This is a genomic window from Pseudarthrobacter sp. MOO14 (assembly GCF_058267675.1).
Genome location: NZ_CM177849.1, coordinates 2,893,794 through 2,911,944, shown reverse-complemented (window position 1 = coordinate 2,911,944; position 18,151 = coordinate 2,893,794). Strand labels below are relative to the sequence as shown.

General features: G+C 67.1%; 13 protein-coding genes and 3 riboswitches. Of the genes, 8 read left to right on the top strand and 5 right to left on the bottom strand.

Annotated features, from left to right (window positions below; all coding sequences use genetic code 11):
- Positions 1–84: 84 nt before the first annotated feature.
- Both AC4EEV_RS13600 and AC4EEV_RS13595 read right to left on the bottom strand, forming a co-directional pair.
- Positions 85–1,416, bottom strand: coding sequence for a CoA transferase (locus tag AC4EEV_RS13600; protein ID WP_491329200.1), 1,332 nt, complete (start codon positions 1,414–1,416; stop codon positions 85–87).
- A gap of 7 nt (positions 1,417–1,423) precedes the next feature.
- Positions 1,424–2,323 (bottom strand): glycerophosphodiester phosphodiesterase, encoded by a 900-nt coding sequence (locus AC4EEV_RS13595; RefSeq protein ID WP_491329199.1) that lies wholly within the window; start codon positions 2,321–2,323, stop codon positions 1,424–1,426.
- Positions 2,324–2,528: 205 nt separating this feature from the next.
- Here AC4EEV_RS13595 and AC4EEV_RS13590 point away from each other — a divergent pair, with 205 nt between their 5' ends.
- Positions 2,529–3,734 (top strand): DUF445 domain-containing protein, encoded by a 1,206-nt coding sequence (locus AC4EEV_RS13590; protein ID WP_491330888.1) that lies wholly within the window; start codon positions 2,529–2,531, stop codon positions 3,732–3,734.
- Between the two features lie 205 nt (positions 3,735–3,939).
- Positions 3,940–5,505 (top strand): HNH endonuclease signature motif containing protein, encoded by a 1,566-nt coding sequence (locus tag AC4EEV_RS13585; protein WP_491329198.1) that lies wholly within the window; start codon positions 3,940–3,942, stop codon positions 5,503–5,505.
- Between the two features lie 197 nt (positions 5,506–5,702).
- On the opposite strand, the gene AC4EEV_RS13580 is transcribed toward AC4EEV_RS13585, so the two are convergent.
- The 3 genes from AC4EEV_RS13580 to cycA form a co-directional block, all read right to left on the bottom strand.
- Entirely contained in the window at positions 5,703–6,452 is a 750-nt protein-coding gene (locus AC4EEV_RS13580) for a LamB/YcsF family protein (RefSeq protein ID WP_491329197.1), read from the bottom strand.
- Positions 6,436–7,239, bottom strand: coding sequence for a hypothetical protein (locus AC4EEV_RS13575; RefSeq protein WP_491330887.1), 804 nt, complete (start codon positions 7,237–7,239; stop codon positions 6,436–6,438). The genes AC4EEV_RS13580 and AC4EEV_RS13575 overlap by 17 nt, the downstream gene beginning before the upstream one ends.
- A gap of 78 nt (positions 7,240–7,317) precedes the next feature.
- Positions 7,318–8,844: a D-serine/D-alanine/glycine transporter gene (cycA, locus tag AC4EEV_RS13570; protein WP_133831185.1), complete on the bottom strand. Its 1,527-nt coding sequence runs from the start codon at positions 8,842–8,844 to the stop codon at positions 7,318–7,320.
- A gap of 48 nt (positions 8,845–8,892) precedes the next feature.
- Positions 8,893–8,988, bottom strand: a riboswitch (glycine riboswitch).
- Positions 8,989–9,087: riboswitch (glycine riboswitch) on the bottom strand.
- Between the two features lie 290 nt (positions 9,088–9,377).
- Positions 9,378–9,478: riboswitch (glycine riboswitch) on the top strand.
- 159 nt (positions 9,479–9,637) lie between these two features.
- On the opposite strand from cycA, the gene gcvP reads away from it, so the two are divergent.
- From gcvP to AC4EEV_RS13540, 6 genes are all read left to right on the top strand, one after another.
- The gene (gene gcvP, locus AC4EEV_RS13565) at positions 9,638–12,520 is read left to right on the top strand and encodes an aminomethyl-transferring glycine dehydrogenase (protein ID WP_491329196.1); all 2,883 of its coding nucleotides are present in this window, start codon (positions 9,638–9,640) and stop codon (positions 12,518–12,520) included.
- Positions 12,521–12,525: 5 nt separating this feature from the next.
- Positions 12,526–13,674 (top strand): glycine cleavage system aminomethyltransferase GcvT, encoded by a 1,149-nt coding sequence (gcvT, locus tag AC4EEV_RS13560; protein ID WP_491329195.1) that lies wholly within the window; start codon positions 12,526–12,528, stop codon positions 13,672–13,674.
- A 247-nt stretch (positions 13,675–13,921) separates the two neighbouring features.
- A complete protein-coding gene (gene gcvH / locus AC4EEV_RS13555) occupies positions 13,922–14,305 on the top strand; it encodes a glycine cleavage system protein GcvH (protein ID WP_018763959.1) in 384 nt (127 codons plus the stop codon).
- The gene (gene glyA, locus AC4EEV_RS13550) at positions 14,302–15,624 is read left to right on the top strand and encodes a serine hydroxymethyltransferase (RefSeq protein ID WP_491329194.1); all 1,323 of its coding nucleotides are present in this window, start codon (positions 14,302–14,304) and stop codon (positions 15,622–15,624) included. Before gcvH ends, glyA begins: the two co-directional genes overlap by 4 nt.
- A gap of 73 nt (positions 15,625–15,697) precedes the next feature.
- Entirely contained in the window at positions 15,698–16,711 is a 1,014-nt protein-coding gene (gene lipA / locus AC4EEV_RS13545) for a lipoyl synthase (protein ID WP_461840003.1), read from the top strand.
- Between the two features lie 69 nt (positions 16,712–16,780).
- Entirely contained in the window at positions 16,781–18,091 is a 1,311-nt protein-coding gene (locus AC4EEV_RS13540) for an MFS transporter (RefSeq protein WP_018763708.1), read from the top strand.
- Positions 18,092–18,151: the final 60 nt, after the last annotated feature.

Genomic DNA, 18,151 nt, shown 5'->3' with positions numbered 1-18,151 from the left:
CACTCAACCACAGCAGGAGCGGGCGCTCGCAACCGGCCGTGCCAGCTGCGGCGGTGCCGACGAGAGGCGGGGCTGCGTCTTTCGTCAGGCCCAGGTGAGCGTGGCGCTGCCGTAGCCCGGGGGCGGAGACGGATAGTCCAGGGGCAGGCCGCCGGAAAGCAGGGGCGGCCCAACGTAGCGGAGCACGCCGTAGGGGCTGTCCATGGTGCGGTACTCCGGTGCTGCCAGCTCCCCGCGGACTGCCTCGGTGTCCGGCAACGCAAAAAGTTCCTCCGCCGTCCGGGCCAGAGACAGGTGCGCAGCGGCGCCCACCCCAGACTGCCTGCGGCTGTCCACCAGGTGGATCACCGCCGCCGCCACGCCGTACCCTGTGGCGTGGTCCAGCGCCTGGACCGGAAGGGCACCCGGGCGCCACCCGTCGTCGTCGTTCCTCCCGTATGCGCGGGCAATCCCGCAGGCGGCCTGGACAATGCTGTCGAAGCCGCGCAGGCCGCTCCAGGGCCCGGTCGTGCCCCAACTGTTGAGGGTAACCACCACCAGGCCCGGGTGTGCGGCCAGCAATTCCCGGGGGTTGAGCCCAAAACGGTCCAGGGCGGCGTGCCGGTAGCCGGTGACCACTACATCCGCACCGGCCAGCAGCTGCCGCAGGCTGTACTGGTTTGCCGGGAGGCCAAGATCGGCTTCCGCGCTGCGCTTGCCGAACGCCGTGTCCACGAACTGGTCCGCGATCTCGGGGAAAGCCGGCGGGTCGATCCGGAGGACATCCGCTCCGAGCGCGGCCAGCAAACGGGTGGCGACGGGCCCTGCGATAACCCGGGTCAGGTCCAGGACGCGGACGCCACCCAGGGGCCGGCCAACAGTGTGCCGACGACCCGGGGTTGTTGCGGCGACGTCACCCAGGCCCAGGCCCGCCGTCGCACCATCGGCAAACTCCACAGCGGCCCAGGGTCCTTGGCCGGCGGCCCGGCCCATGTCCGTCGCCAGCCATTCGGTGCGGGTCCTTACGGCCGCAGCGATCCCGCCGTTGCCTTGGATGGCAGCTTCCGCCTGCAGCGACGGCATGGCGCGGAGTGCCTGATCCGCGTCATCGGCGGAGGACGCCCCCAGCGCCTGCAGCAGCCGCTGCTCATGGTGCGGGTAGTTGGCGTGCAGCCGGATCCAGCCGTCCGCGGTGCGCCGGAAGCCCGACAGCGGCGCGAAGCCCTGCGGCTGGCGCCCCTCGATCCGCAGGTGTCCGAAGGAGTCGAAGGCTGCCGCCGTCAAGGCAGCGGAGGTGCTGAACCGGCCCGCGTCACCCGTGTACCGGTTCAGCGCCTCCGCCGCTGCCCCCACCGATTGCAGGGCCAGGCCCTCCACGTCCAGCGAACCGGCCCACCACCTGCGCGGGAAGGATCCGCCGACGCCGCCCTCCGCCACGGCCGTCCTACTTCGCCTGCGGTGACGCCACGCGGAGCTGGCCCAGGACCCGGGCCGGCACGTTGGTGGTGATCTCCTGGATGCCCAGTTCCTGGCACAGGTCAACGTCCTCCGGCGCGTCGACCGTCCAGACCCTGAAGCGCCGGCCGGAGTCCAGCCAGCGGCGGACGGTGTCCCGGCGTTCGCGGACGTAGTCGATGCCGGGACCCGCCATGCCCACCAGGCAGTCGTCCAGGATTTGTTCGCCCTCGAGTTGGGTGGCCTTCATCAGGTTGGCGATCGCTCCGCCGGTAATGGGACCCACGCCCAGTCCGCCGCGTATCTCGTGGACGGTGAGATCGTCCACGAGCTGGCAAATGTAGCGGGGCGGGACGGATTCCAGGAGGTGGCGGACTGAATCGGGGCTGAAACTCATGAAGGTCACGGCCACGTTATCCAGCGTGGAGCTTTCCGGATCCCAGCCTTGGCTGCGGAGCACTTCCAGTACCCGGTCCTCCAGCTTGAGCTGGTAAGGGCTTGGATGCTTGAGCTCGATGGCCAGGCCCACGGGCCGCCCCGCACCGCGGAGGATGTCCAGGAGCTCCGGAAGGGTGAGGAACTGCTCGGAACGGGCGCCGTAGGCCTCGGGAATCCGCGCCCCCTTCCACGACGAAAAGTCCAGCTGCCGCAGTTCGTGCAGGGTCCGGTCCCCCACCGGCCCCGTGCCGTCCGAGGTACGGTCCAGGTTGGCGTCGTGGAGCAGTACCACGTGCTGGTCCCGGGTCAGGTGGACATCGCACTCCACCCCGTCGGCCCCGTCAGCCAAAGCCTGCAGGTAGGCGGCGCGGGTATGTTCAGCGTAGGTGCCGCTGGAGCCCCGGTGGGCGTAGACCAACGGCCGTTGCGGCACAGACTCGTCAGTTGTCATGCTCACACGGTAGCGGACCGGCTTCCGCCTTCGGGGCTAGGCTTGGCACATGCAGGTGAACTCTGAGGCAACTACCGGGCGCGCCGCGCAGGATGCACCAGCGGAGGCGACGCGGCAGGTGCGGCAGGGCACCTTGGCGGCAGGCGCCGTCGTCGCCCGCGATCCTGGCGCCGGTGACGCCGAAAAGGCGGCAGCGCTGCGGAAAATGAAGCTGCTGGCGCTGAGCCTGCTCATTGCCATGGCCGTGATCTTTGTCTTCGCGTTTGCCCTCCAGAGGGACTACCCGTGGCTGCAGTACGTGCGCGCAGCCGCCGAGGGGGGCATGGTGGGCGCGCTCGCCGACTGGTTTGCCGTCACTGCCCTGTTCAAATACCCCATGGGCATCAAGATTCCGCACACCGCGATCATCCCCCGCCGGAAAGACCAGATCGGCGCTTCCCTGGGCGAATTCGTGGAGACGAATTTCCTCTCCGAACAGGTGGTCCAGGACAAGCTGGCAAGCGTCAACATCGCCGGCCGTGCCGGCCAGTGGCTGGCCGCGCCGGGTGGTGCGGAGCGGGTGGCCAAGGAAGGTGCCGCCGTGATCCGCGGCGCCTTTAAGGTTTTGAATGACGACGACGTCCAGGCCGTCATCGAGGGCATGGTGCGCAAGCACCTGCTCACCCCGCCGTGGGGCCCGCCGGTGGGCAGGCTCGCCGAGCGGATCTTCCATGACGGGCACCACCACACCCTGGTGGACCTGATGGTGGACCGCGCCGCGGACTGGGTGGACGACAACCACGAGACCGTCAGCCGCCTGGTGTCCGACCGCTCCCCCACCTGGGTGCCGCAGTTCGTGGACGGGCTGGTGGGCGACAAGGTGTACGTAGAGATCCTGAAGTTCGTCCGGGCCGTCCAGGCCGACCCCAACCACCAGGTGCGGCAGTCGATCGACAAGTACCTGAACGACCTCGCGCAGGACCTTCAGCACGACCCGGCCATGATTGCCCGGGCCGAGGACATCAAGGCCCAGGTCCTGGGTGATCCCGAGGTGCGCGAACTCGCGTCCCGCACGTGGGGCACCGTCAAGAATGCGCTGCTCGGTGCCGTGGACGATCCCGACAGCGAACTCACCATCAAGTTCAAGGCAGCTGTGCGGGATTTCGGGACCAGGCTGGTGGGCGACCCCGAACTGGCGGGGAAGGTCAACGCCTGGATCGGGGACGCCGCGGCCTACTTGGTAAAGACTTATCGCTCGGACATCGCCGGGGTCATCACGGACACGGTGGCCCGTTGGGATGCCGAGGAGACCTCGCAGAAGATCGAACTGCAGGTGGGCAAGGACCTGCAGTTCATCCGCATCAACGGCACGGTGGTGGGCTCCCTGGCGGGGCTTGCGATATTCACCGTGGCGCAGCTCATCTTCGGGTAGCTTTCGCTCCCGCAGGTCCCGGGTGCGTTTGGCGCGTACGACGGCGGGATGAGGCTCGCACGCTCACGGCACCTTGGTTGCGCCACGAGGGCGTCCGGCCCGGTTTGGCTTGAGCGGGTGCTTGGCGACAGGGCCTGGGGGCAGGACTGGTCGGCAGGACTGGTCGGCAGGCATAAATGTCAGTGCCCCGTTGGATGATGTGTTTATGGGAATCGGTGCGGATCTGGCGGTGGTGATGGGTGTTTCTGCCTCTGTTGCTGCGCTCAGCGGGCTGGTTCTGGAGGATGCTGCGCTTTGTTCCGGCGCCGACGTTGGTGCTGAAGTGGACGTGCTGCAGCGGCGGTATGAGTCATGCTTGGGGCGGCTGGAGGTGGTGGCCCGGTTGGAGGCCCAGCTGGCGGCGGTGAAAGCCCAAGACGTGGCGGAGTGCGTCGGGTTCCAGCATGCTCTGCTTCCGCCGGACGCCCCGGTGGAGGAGCGCACGTATGCGGAGATGTCGGTGGTGGAGGAGATCGCCGGGATCCTCACCATCAGTTCCGGGGTTTCCGGGGCGTTGGTGGAGCAGTCCCGGCGGGTTTGTTCACTGCCACCTGTGTTTGAAGCCTTGGCTGCGGGTGGGGTGTCGTGGCAGCACGCCCGGATCGTGGCCGACGAAACCGAAGGCCTGACCTCTGCAGGGGCGGCCGGGTTGGTGGCGCATTTCTTTGACCCTGACGCGCCCCACCCGGCCCGGGGCGCGGCGCCCGGTGACCTTGTCCCGTCCCGGTTCCGGGCGAAGGTCCGGGCCTGGCGGGAACGCCACCACCCCGAAACCCTGGAGAAACGCCACGCCAAGGGGGTGGCGGACCGGCGGATGGATTACGCCCCGGACCACGACGGGATGGCCTGGCTCTCGCTCTACCTGCCCGGGGACACCGCATGCGCGATCTGGAACCGCAGCACCGCCACCGCCCGCGGCCTCCAAACCCCCGACGAGCCCCGCACCCTCACCCAGCTCCGCGCCGACGTCGCCGCATCCCTGCTCCTCGGCGCCGGAAACGCGACAGCCCCGGGTGAAGCTGCCGCAGATGCCGGTGCTATCGGCAAGATCCCCACGCCGCGGGCGGACGTCCTGGTCACGGTCCCGGTGTTCTCACTGCTCGGCCTCACCGAGGAGCCCGCGGTACTGGACGGGTTCGGGCCGATCCCGGCATCCATGGCGCGGAAGCTCGTCGCCGGCGGCGCGGAATCGTTCTACCGGGTCCTGGTCGACCCCCGCGACGGGGCACCCCTGGAAATCGGCCGCACCCGCTACCGGCTCCCGGCGACCATCAAACAATGGCTCCGGCTGCGGGACACCACATGCACCTTCCCCGGCTGCACCAACCACACCCCCGACAACGACACCGACCACCTCAACCCCTGGCACCACGGCGGCACCACCGGAACCCACAACCTGGCCCAACTCTGCCCCCGACACCACCGCCTCAAACACCACAGCACCTGGACCCCCGACCCAGCCACCAAAAACAAACCACCCGGCTGGACCTCACCCACCGGCCGACACTACAAACCCGAACAACACGACCCCCAACCAACCCACTGGCCACCAGGAACCCCGCCGGCCAGAACTAAAGCAATGCCCGTCCAATTCCACGGCGAACAGGCAGGCATTGAAGACCTCCCGCCATGGGAACCGGACGACGCCAACCTCATAGACCTCAACGACCTGTCACCGGAAGACCCCCTGTGGGTAGAGTTCTTCGAGACGCCGTTCGCCCTGTCGGAGTGACTCCGGATCAGCCGGAGGTGAAGCTGGGGCGACTTCGGTTCAGCCGGATGTGACGCTGGGGCGACCCCGGTTCAGCCGAAGTAACCCAGGCCCGGTCAGAGTGACTCCGGTACAGCCGGACGTGACGCTGAGGCGATTCCGGTCAGCTGCGGTGCCGCTGGAGCAGCTAAGCCGGCATGCCCTACGGCTGCAGGCTCCTAGGCGAAGGACTCCAGCCCGACGCCGGCTGCCTCAAGCCCTGCCCTGATCCGGACCGCCATCTCTACGGCGTCAGGAGTCCCACCGTGAATGCACAGGGAGTCCGGCCGGACCGCAATGACAGTTCCGTCCGCGGCCGCCACTTCGCCTCGCGTAGCCAGGCGAACAGCCCGTTCGACAACCGCATCAACGTCGTACAGGACGGCATCGTCCTCGGAAAGCGGCACCAGGCTGCCATCGGCGCGGTAGGCACGGTCGGCGAAGGCCTCGACGAACACCGGGTGCCCCGCTTCCTTGGCCTGCTTGAGCAGCTCCGAGCCGGGGAAGCCCAGGATGGGCAGGCCGGGATCGTAGGCGTTGACGGCCGCCACCACGGCGGAGGCTTGCTCGGCGTCATGGATCACCGCTTCATACAGGGCTCCGTGCGGCTTGACGTAGTCCACAGAGGCACCCACCGCATGCGCTACGCCGTCGAGCGCCCCCAGTTGGTACAGCACGTCACCGAAGAGCTCATCAAAACTCATGTCCAGCGCGCGGCGGCCGTAGCCGGCCAGATCGCGGTAGCCGAGGTGGGCCCCGACGGTGACATCCAGTTCGTAGGCGGCCCTGCAGCTGTCCAGCATGGTGATGGGGTCACCGGCGTGGAGGCCGCACGCCACGTTTACGCTGGTGGCCATCTGGAACATCGCCGGATCGCCTCCTGCCGTCCAGGAGCCGAATGATTGCCCTACGTCAGCGTTGAGATCCAAGTGTGTTGCCTTCCAGCGTCAGGTTGTCCGGCGCGGCAGCGGCGGTCAGCTCGCCGGGAATGGTGTCCGGCATCGGCCCAAAAGCCTCGCGGGCGTTCCTGGCCACTGCGCGGCCCATCATGAGGTTACCGGCTCCACCCACAACAGCCCCTATCCCGAAGGGCAGGGCGCGGCCAAATAACGCAGTGCCCTGCCGCTTCAGGAGGTTCTTCAGGAAGGCCGACTGGATCCGCTTACGGACGCTCCCGAATCCCGGCACCACCATCGACTTGGACAGAACGCTCCCCCAGGCATTGCCTGCGCTGTTGCCGGCTGCCTGGCCGCTGAGGGTCCCCAGCAGCGCAGTGCCCTCTTCGCCGAGCATGATGGCCATGACCATGGTGCCGGCTTTCTCCGGGTTGGTCAGCCTGATGCCGTGCAGTTCAGCCAGCGACGTTGCGTAAAGGGCCGTGGCTTCCAGGAAGCCAACGGTGGCGGCCGCGGAAAGTCCCAGCGACGCCACGGTTCCAACGCCGGGGACGACGGCGGTGGCACCCACCAGGGCGCCTCCTCCGGCGACAGCCCGGAGGTAGTCGCGTTCCGCGATGTCTGCCAACTGCGCGGCTGTTGCCCGCGGATGCTTCTTCTGGAGCCTCCGGATGTAGCCCACCACCAAAGGCCGCTGGATCTGCACGGCCTTCAGGATCATGTTGTGAACGCCGGGCTTGGGCTTGCCCTGGGCGTCAAACATCGCGTTATGGGCGGTTTCCTGTGCGATACGGAGTGCGGGGTTGCTGCGCCGGGCCATGGTCACCTTCATTCAAATCGACCTGCAGCGCGTGGCTGCCGTGTCATCCCATCCTAAGTGGATAAACACTAAGCATGCTTACACTTTTTGGGCCGGCTCTTCTGCGTCCGCGCGTTCGCCGCGGCGACCGGCGGCCTCGTCGGCCCGAAGCTCGGCCCGGAAGACCTCGAAGCGGGCCAGGTGCGCGGGACGGCGCCGGAGAATGGCCCACGCCACGCCGAGGATGACGAACCAGACGGGAGTCACCAGCAGGGCAGCGAGCGTGTCGGGCTGGGTGGTCAGGGCCCAGAGAACGAAGGCGAAGAACGCGTACACCACCCACACGGCGGGGATGCCACCGGGCATCTTGAACTTCGAGGCCGCGTGCAGGTGCGGGCGGCGACGCCGGAAAGAGATGTAGCTCGCGAGGATGATCGACCAGACAAAGACGAAGCAGACGGCCGACACGGTGGTCACCATTTCAAAGGCCATGCCAACATCCTGGCCCGCATACATGAGTACGACGCCGGACAGCAGCAGGACGCAGGACAGGAACAGCGCGTTGCTGGGCACCTTCCTCGTGGAGAGCCGGCTGAAGACACCGGGGGCGTCGCCTTCCTGGGCCAGGCCGAAGACCATGCGGGACGTGGAGTAGATGCCGGAGTTCGCAGAGGACATCGCCGAAGTGAGGACCACCAGGTTGACCACCGTGGCCGCGGCGCCGAGGCCGGCCAGGGAGAACATCCCGATGAAGGGGCTGTGGCCGGCGGCGAACTGGGTCCACGGGGTGACTGCCATGAGGATGACCAGCGCGCCGACATAGAAGAGCAGCACGCGGACGGGGATGGCGTTGATGGCCCTGGGCAGCGTGCGCTCGGGATTCTTGGCCTCGGCGGCGGTGGTGCCCACCAGTTCGATGCCCACGAAGGCGAATACTGCAATCTGGAATCCGGCCACAAAGCCCATGAACTCATTGGGGAAGAACCCGCCATGGCTCCACAGGTTGGTGAAGCTAGCCGTGCCCGCGTCGCTCTGGAAACCGGTGAAGATCATGAAAAGTCCCACGATGATCAGGGCCGCGATGGCGACGATCTTGATGAGGGCGAACCAGAACTCTGTCTCGCCGAACGCCTTGACCGTGGCGAGGTTCAGCAGCAGCAGGATGCCCACCGTGGCCAGGCCCGGGATCCAAAGCGGCAGCGCCGGCCAAAGTTCTTTTGAGTACCCGGCGATGGCGATGACGTCCGCGATTCCGGTGATCACCCAGCAGAACCAGTACGTCCACCCGGTGAAGAAGCCTGCCCACGGACCCAGGAGGTCGGCGGCGAAATCACTGAAGGACTTGTAGTTCAGGTTGCTCAGCAGCAACTCGCCCATGGCCCGCATGACGAAGAAAAGCATGAAGCCGATGATCATGTACACGAAGATCACGGAAGGTCCGGCGGCGGAAATGGTCTTGCCGGAACCCATGAACAGGCCTGTGCCGATCGCGCCACCAATGGCGATGAGCTGGATATGCCGGTTGGTGAGTTGCCGTTCCAGGTGGGGAGGCCCGCTGCGGGCCGCCGTGGCAGCACCCTGGCCGCGGGCTGGTTCGCTGTTGGACGTGGGGGGATGAATCGCCATGAGGAACTCCATCGATAAAGCGGCTTTTGGAGCCGCAAAGATTTGGTTCCTCCCCGCTCTGTTGTGGACCTGAGAGTTTCCGCAGCCAAAGCCGCTTGCACCGTCGGTGAGCCAAGGTCATGCCCGGCTGCTTTCCAGAGTTGCCTGTCCGCGGCGGTACGTGGGCCTGAGAGTTTCCTGGGGAGGGTTTGCTCCTACGGCGCCTGCTGGGTGTACCCGGCAGGACTCTCCCGCCGCAGGTCGAAGGCGTATTCAGTTGGAGGTCGGCGGCTTTTTGGGCCGCCGCCGGGCATGCACGGGACAGGCGCCGACTGGTAGGCCGCTCCGGATACGCTGAGCCAGCCACCGGCGGCGCCAATCCCGGGTTCAGTGTGGTGTCCGTCACGATCGAATGTCAAACCCCTTCCGACACAAGCGGGGAACGAAGGCGTCACGCGCCCAGTCAAGCCCCTCACCGCACCTGGCCGATTTGCCAATGACGGGTTCGTCCCGATACCTTGTGAGCCGAATCACCCACATTTGAATAAGCCTTTCGAGCTGTGACGGGAGAGTCCTCCCGGCGAATCACCGGGCAGGCGCCGTAGGAGCAAATCCTCCCCAGGAATCTCTCAGGCCCATGTACCGTCACGGCGAGGCGACTCTGGAAAGCAACCAGGCTCCGGCCTGGTTCACCGACGGTGCAAGCGGTCCCCTGCCACCAGCAGGCAACGCGGAATCTCTCAGGTCCAATACAGAGCGGGGAGGAACCCATCCCACGCCGTGCCACCCTGGCCGGCCAGACCTGGAGTTTCTCATGACGATTCAGTCGCTTCCAACATCCTTCGTGGACCGCCATATCGGCGCGCGCCGCCAGGCCGACGTCGACACCATGCTCAAGGCCGTGGGATACGACAGCGTGGACGGCCTGGTTGACGTGGCCGTCCCCGCGTCCATCCGGCAGGAAACTGCGCTCAAGCTGACCGACGCCCTCAGCGAGGTTGAAGTCCTCACGGAACTGCGGAAGCTTGCCGCGAAGAACAAGACTGCCGTCCAGATGATCGGCCAGGGCTACTACGACACCGTGACGCCGCCGGTGATCCGCCGCAACATCCTGGAATCCCCGGCCTGGTACACCGCCTACACCCCGTACCAGCCGGAAATCTCGCAGGGCCGGCTTGAGGCGCTGCTGAACTTCCAGACCATGGTGCAGGACCTGACGGCGCTCCCGATAGCCAACGCTTCCTTGCTGGATGAAGCCACCGCCGTGGCCGAGGCCGTGCTCCTGATGCGCCGCGCCAACAAGTCCGCGGCAGCCAAGGACGGCAAGACGGTCCTGGACATCGACGTACTTCCGCAGACCATCGCTATTGTCAGGGGCCGTGCGGAGGCGCTGGGCTTCGAGGTGGAGGTCGCGGACCTGTCCAAGGGCCTGCCCGAGGGCGACATCAATGGCGTCGTGCTGCAGCAGCCCGGGGTCTCCGGCCGGGTGTGGGACCAGTCCGCCGTGATCACCGCTGCCAAGGACCGGGGCGCGCTGGTCACGGTGGCTGCGGACCTGCTGGCCCTGACCCTGATTACCCCTCCGGGCGAGCAGGGCGCGGACATTGCTGTCGGCTCGGCCCAGCGTTTTGGTGTGCCGTTGTTCTTTGGGGGGCCGCACGCCGCCTACATGGCCGTCCGAAAGGGCCTGGAACGTTCCCTGCCCGGCCGCCTGGTTGGGGTGTCCAAGGACGATGCCGGCGTTCCCGCTTACCGCCTGGCTTTGCAGACCCGCGAGCAGCACATCCGCCGCGAGAAGGCCACATCCAACATCTGCACCGCCCAGGCGCTGCTGGCCATCGTGTCCTCCTTCTACGCCGTTTACCACGGCCCCGACGGCCTGAAGGCGATCGCAGAGACCGTCCACCACAAGGCCAGGGTCCTGGCAACAGCACTCACGTCACTGGGCCGCGAACTGGTCACGGACTCCTTCTTCGACACCCTCACCGTCCGCGTTCCGGGCAAGGCCGCCAAGGTGATCACCGCCGCTGAAGCCCGCGGCATCAACCTGCGCTTCATCGATCCGGACACGGTGGGCGTCTCCGTTGATGAGACGACGACGGCGGCAACACTTTCCGCCGTCGCCGTCGCCTTTGGCGCCGGTCCGGTGGGTGACGCCCAGGGATTCGAACTGCCCGACACTATTTTGCGTTCCTCGGCCTACCTGCAGCACCCGGTCTTCAACACGCACCGGTCCGAAACCCAGCTGCTGCGTTACATCCGCAAGCTCTCGGACCGCGACCTGGCGCTGGACCGCACCATGATCCCGCTGGGTTCATGCACCATGAAGCTGAACGCCACGGCCGAGATGGAAGCCATTTCCTGGCCGGAGTTCGCCTCGATCCACCCGTTCGCCCCGGACTCCCAGACCGAAGGCTGGCGCGAACTCATCGCCGGCCTGGAAGCGGACCTCGCCGAGATCACCGGGTATGACCAGGTGTCCATCCAGCCCAACGCGGGCTCGCAGGGCGAACTCGCCGGGCTGCTCGCGATCCGCGGCTACCACCATTCCCGGGGCGAGCAGCAGCGCAACGTCTGCCTGATCCCGGCCTCGGCGCACGGCACCAACGCCGCCTCCGCCGTGCTCGCGGGCATGAAGGTGGTCGTGGTTGCCACGGCTGCCGACGGCACCATCGACCACGACGACCTGACGGCCAAGATCGAGGCCAACAAGGACGTCCTCTCGGCCATCATGATCACGTACCCGTCCACGCACGGCGTGTACGACTCCGATGTCCGCGAAGTCTGTGACGCTGTGCATGCTGCCGGCGGCCAGGTCTACGTTGACGGCGCCAACCTCAACGCACTTGTAGGGCTGGCCCAGCCGGGCCAGTTCGGCGGGGACGTGTCCCACCTGAACCTGCACAAGACCTTCTGCATCCCGCACGGCGGCGGGGGACCCGGCGTCGGGCCCGTTGCCGCCAAGGCGCACCTGGCACCGTTCATGCCGGGCGACGCGAACAAGGCGGCGCACGAAGCCGGGCACGGTGTGGCGATCTCGGCGTCCCGGTTCGGTTCGGCCGGCGTGCTGCCGATTTCGTGGGCGTACGTGAAGCTGATGGGCGGTGAGGGCCTGACCGAGGCCACCAAGTCCGCGCTGCTGGCGGCCAACTACGTCGCGTCCCGCCTGAACGAGTACTTCCCGGTCCTCTACACCGGTGAAGGCGGGCTGGTGGCGCACGAGTGCATCCTGGACCTGCGCGAACTCACGGCGAAGACGGGAGTCACGGCCGAGGACGTGGCCAAGCGGCTGATCGACTTCGGTTTCCACGCCCCCACCCTTTCGTTCCCTGTCGCGGGCACGCTGATGGTGGAGCCCACCGAGTCCGAGGACCTGGCCGAGATCGACCGCTTCATCGAGGCCATGATCACCATTCATGGCGAGATCCAGCAGGTGGCCAACGGCGACATCACCCTGGAGGCATCCCCGGTGCGCAACGCACCCCACACTGCGGCCGCCGTCGTCAGCTCTGACTGGGACCGCGCCTACCCGCGGGAGCAGGCGGCCTTCCCCGTTGCCTCGCTCCGCCAGGACAAGTACTTCCCACCCGTCGGCCGGATCGACGGCGCCGCCGGCGACCGGAACCTGGTCTGCTCCTGCCCGCCCCTCGAAGCGTTCGAGACTTCGACAAGCTCAATCACCGGATTGGAAGACTGATTCCCATGACCGAGAACTACACCGCTCTTTTCGAGCAGCACAAGAAGGCCGGGGCCTCGTTCACGGACTTCGGCGGCTGGCAGATGCCGCTCAAGTACGAGTCTGAACTCGCGGAACACCACGCTGTCCGCAAGGCCGCCGGGCTGTTCGACCTCTCCCACATGGGAGAAGTCTGGGTCACCGGCCCCGACGCCGCCGCGTTCCTGGACTACGCCCTGGTGGGCAAGATCTCCGCGGTCGCCATCGGCAAGGCAAAGTACTCGCTGATCTGCAACGAAGACGGCGGCATCATCGACGACCTCATCACCTACCGCCGGCCATCCCCCGAAGAGGGCGTTGACAGGTACCTGGTGGTGCCCAACGCGGGCAACGCCGCAGTGGTGGCCAAGGAACTCCTGGAACGCTCCGCCGCCTTCGACGTCACTGTGGAGGACGCCTCCGCCAACACCTCGCTGATCGCCGTCCAGGGACCGAATTCCGAAGCGATCCTCCTGACGCTGGTCCCGGCCGAACAGCACGCACTGCTCACCGGGCTCAAGTACTACGCCGCCGTGGAGGTGGGCATCGCCGTCAACGGCACGGTCCAAGACCTGCTCGTGGCCCGGACCGGCTACACCGGCGAGGACGGGTTCGAGATCTACGTTCCCAACCTGGACGCGCCCGCGCTGTGGGAGGCACTGCTCCAGGCCGGCGAAGGCTCCGGCCTGGTGCCCGCCGGCCTCGCCGCCCGCGACTCGCTACGCCTCGAAGCCGGGATGCCGCTCTACGGCAACGAACTCTCCCGCTACGTCAACGCTTACGCGGCAGGCCTGGGCCCCGTGGTGTCGCTGGCCAAGGAAGGCGACTTCGTGGGCAAGGACGCCCTGGCAGCCATCAAGGCCGCCGGAGTCGGATCAACCATCGGGCAGAAGTTGGTGGGCCTCAAGGGTGCCGGACGCCGCGCCGGCCGCGCCCATTACCCCGTCCTTAAGGACGGCACCCTGGTGGGCGAAGTAACCTCCGGCCAGCCCTCCCCCACCCTCGGATACCCCATCGCCATGGCCTACGTCGAGGTCGAATTTGCTGAAGTCGGCACCGTCCTTGACATCGACCTCCGCGGAAAGCCCGAGCGCTTCGAAGTGGTCCCCCTCCCGTTTTACAGGCGCCAGAAGTAGCTTCCGGGGCTGGGTTCGGCCCGGGGGGCCGCACCCGCAGGACCCAACGCCCGCTCACTTGTTGCGGGAATCAACCCAACGCCCGCTCACTTCTTGCGGGAATCAACCCAACGCCCGCTCACTTCTTGCGGGAATCAACCCAACGCCCGCTCACTTGTTGCGGGAATCAACCCAACGCCCGCTCACTTGTTGCGGGAATCAACCCAACGCTTTCTCACTTTCTCAACACGAACCCAAGGAAACACACATGGCAAAAGTTGTAGCTGAACTGAAATACTCCGCCGAGCACGAATGGGTTGCTGTGGACGGATCCGGGCCTGCGGGGATCGGGATTTCCGCCGTGGCGGCCGACGCCCTGGGCGACATCGTGTACGTGGACCTGCCTGAGGTCGGCTCCATCGTCACGGCCGGCGAAACCTGCGGCGAGGTGGAATCCACCAAGTCCGTCTCCGACCTCTACGCCCCGGTCACCGGCGAGGTCACCGAGATCAACGACGGCGTGGTCTCGGACCCCGCCCTGATCAACAGCGATCCCTACGGTGCAGGCTGGCTCTTCAAGGTGTCCGTCACCGAGGAAGGCCCGCTCATGTCCGCCGAGGAATACGCCGCAGCAAACGGCGGCGAGCTGTGAGCGCCCCGGCAGAAGTGGGCGCCTTCGAGCAGGTGGCCTCCCCCAGCCTGAACGCCGACCTGTCCGTCCTGGACCCTGAGGTTGCCGCCAGGATCGACGACGAGCTTGGCCGCCAGCGCGACGGCCTGGAAATGATCGCCTCCGAGAACCACACGGCCGCCGCCGTCATGCAGGCCCAAGGCTCAGTCCTGACCAACAAGTACGCTGAGGGCTACCCGGGCAAGCGCTACTACGGCGGCTGCGAACACGTCGACGTGATCGAGCAACTGGCGATCGACCGGGTGAAGGCCCTGTTCGGCGCGGAATACGCCAACGTCCAGCCGCACTCCGGAGCCCAAGCCAACGCCTCCGTGATGCACGCCCTGATCAAGCCCGGCGACACCATCATGGGCCTGAACCTGGCGCACGGCGGCCACCTCACGCACGGCATGCGCATCAACTTCTCCGGCAAGCTCTACAACGTGGTGCCGTACCAGGTCCGGGAGGACACCCACACCATCGACATGGCCGAGGTGGAACGCCTGGCCCGGGAGCACAAGCCGCAGCTCATCGTGGCCGGCTGGTCCGCCTACGCCCGCCAGCTGGATTTCGCCGAGTTCCGCCGGATCGCCGATTCCGTGGGCGCGTACCTGATGGTGGACATGGCGCACTTCGCCGGGCTGGTCGCAGCAGGCCTTCACCCGAGCCCGGTGCCGCACGCGCACGTCACCACCTCCACCACGCACAAGACCCTCGCCGGTCCGCGCGGCGGGATCATCCTGAGCAACGACGCCGACATCGCCAAGAAGATCAACTCGGCAGTGTTCCCGGGACAGCAGGGCGGCCCGCTGGAACACGTCATCGCCGGCAAGGCGGTGGCCTTCAAGATCGCCGCCACCGAAGAGTTCCGCGAACGCCAGGAACGTGTGCTCGCCGGCGCGCGCCTGCTGGCAGAACGCCTGGTCCAGCCGGACGTCACCGCAAAGGGCATCAGTGTGGTCTCCGGCGGCACCGACGTGCACCTGGTCCTCGTCGACCTGCGCAACTGCGAACTTGACGGACAGCAGGCCGAGGACCGGCTCGCCGCGATCGACATCACCGTCAACCGCAACGCCGTGCCCTTCGACCCGCGCCCGCCCATGGTCACCTCAGGCCTGCGCATCGGCACCCCGGCGCTGGCCACCCGCGGGTTCGACGAGGACGCCTTCCGGGAGGTTGCGGACATCATCGCCGAGGCATTGACGGCCGACGCCGGCGCGGACCTTTCCGGGCTCCGTCACCGCGTCGAGGCCCTGGCCAAAGCCCACCCGCTCTACCCAGGCATCGCACCCCTGTCCTGACCCTGGTTCCGACAGGCTCAGCAAACGGTCGTTGAGCCTGTCGGCCCCCCTTCGAGCAAACAAAGGAACAACGATGACATTGGCACCTGAAGGCCGGAAGATGCTGCGGATCGAGCAGCGCAATGCTGCCGTTCCGGTGGAGCGGAAGCCGGAATGGATCAAAGCCAAGGTCCAGATGGGCCCGGAGTTCGTCGGGCTGAAGAACCTGGTCAAAAAGGAAGGCCTGCACACCGTCTGTGAAGAGGCCGGCTGCCCGAACATCTTCGAATGCTGGGAAGACAAGGAAGCGACCTTCCTGATCGGCGGGTCCGAATGCACCCGCCGCTGCGACTTCTGCCAGATCGACACCGGCAAACCCTCCCCCGTGGACATGTTCGAACCCACCAAGGTGGCCCGCTCCGTCCAGTCCATGCAACTGCGCTACGCCACCGTCACCGGGGTGGCCCGCGACGACCTCGAAGACGAAGGCGTCTGGCTCTACGCCGAAACCGTCCGCAAGATCCACGAACTGAACCCCGGCACCGGCGTGGAACTGCTCATCCCCGACTTCTCCGGCAACCCCGACCACATCAAAGCGATCTGCGACTCCGCCCCCGAAGTCTTCGCCCACAACGTCGAAACCGTGCCCCGGATCTTCAAACGCATCCGGCCCGCGTTCCGCTACGACCGCTCCCTGGACGTCATCACCCAGGGCCGCAACCTGGGCATGGTCACCAAATCCAACCTCATCCTGGGCATGGGAGAAACCCGCGAGGAAATCTCCGAAGCCCTCCGCGACCTGCACGAGGCCGGCTGCGACCTGATCACCATCACCCAATACCTCCGCCCCTCAGAACGCCACCTCCCCGTGGACCGCTGGGTCAAACCCCAGGAATTCGTCGACCTCCAGCACGAAGCCCAGGACATCGGCTTCCTCGGCGTCATGTCCGGCCCCCTGGTCCGCTCCTCCTACCGCGCCGGCCGCCTCTGGGCCACCGCCATGCGCAAAAAAGGCCGCGACATCCCCGCCGAACTCGCCCACATCGCCGACGGCATCCAAGACTCCGGCACCACCCGCCAGGAAGCCAGCACCCTCCTGGCCGGATAATCCGGAACGGGGTTCCGGCCGGGCCGCCCAGGGTGGTCGTGCCGGCCGGAAGGCCCCTAAACTTGGCCTATGCCCACGCCCAAAGCTTTGCGGCCGTTTGCCCATCGCGAGTACCGTGTGCTGATTGCGGCCCTGGCCATCTCGATTTTCGGGTCCGGGATGTGGGCCGTGGCCATGGTCTACCAGGTGATCCACCTGGGTGGCGGCCCATTGGACCTCTCCCTGGTGGCAGCGGCGGGCAGCGTTGGCCTGGTGGCCTTCGTCCTGGCCGGCGGGATCGCGGCCGACCGGGTCCCCCAGCGCCGCCTCATCATCGCCGTGGAAGGCGCCAACCTTGCCGTGATCGCCGCCATCAGCGGGCTGGCGATCGCCGGTTGGCTGGAATTGTGGCACGTGGCGGTGGGCGCGTTCGTGCTGGGGGTGGGTGCGGCGTTCTTCTTCCCGGCGTACTCGGCCATCCTGCCGCGCATCCTGCCACCGGAAGACCTGCTGGCGGCCAACGGCATGGAAGGGTCCATGCGGCCGGTTTTGCAACAGGCGGCCGGGCCCGCGGCGGCAGGCGTCCTGGTGGCAGCGCTCTCGCCGTCGCACGCAGTAACCGCGGTTGCCGGTTGCCACTTCGCGGCTTTCGTCATCCTGAACTTCCTGCGCCCCCAGGAACGCCCGGACACCCGCGGCGAAGGCGGGGAAGCGGCGGAAGGCGCGGAACGCCGTCGGCAATCCTTCATCCGGGACTTGCGTGAGGGCGTCAGCTACACCGTGCGCACCCCTTGGCTCCTGTGGACACTCCTGTGGGCCTGCATCTCGGTGCTGTTCCTGATCGGCCCCATCGAGGTGCTGCTCCCGTTTGTGGTCCGCGACCAGCTCGGCGGGGATTCAAGCGCGTTCGGGTTCCTGCTCGCCATCATGGGCGTCGGCGCTGCCCTGGGCTCGCTGCTCACCGCGTCCTTCCGGCTGCCGCGGCGGTACCTCACGGTCATGATGGTGTCCTGGGGTGCCGGCAGCCTCCCCCTGGCCGCGATCGGCGTGATGGACAACTTCTGGGCGGTCGGGGCGGCCCTCTTCGTGTTCGGTGCCACCGGCAGCGTCGGCATGGTCATCTGGGGCACCCTGCTCCAGAGACGCGTGCCGCCGCACCTGCTGGGAAGGATTTCCAGCCTGGACTTTTTTGTGTCGCTGGCCCTGATGCCGGTCTCCATGGCGCTGGCAGGACCGGCGGCGGAGGTACTGCCCATCTGGCTGATCTTCCTCGTGGCCGGCGGCGTGTGCCCCGTCGTGGCGGTGGTGGCCATGGCAGCCGCCAACATGTCCCGCGATGAACGCGCGCATCCGCTGGACGCGGCACTCCAGGTGGAACGGGCGACGACGGCAGGAGACTAGGGCGGCGGGCGCACCACCGTCTCCTCCCGCCGTCGGACCCACCCGGGTGCCCGGCAGGGG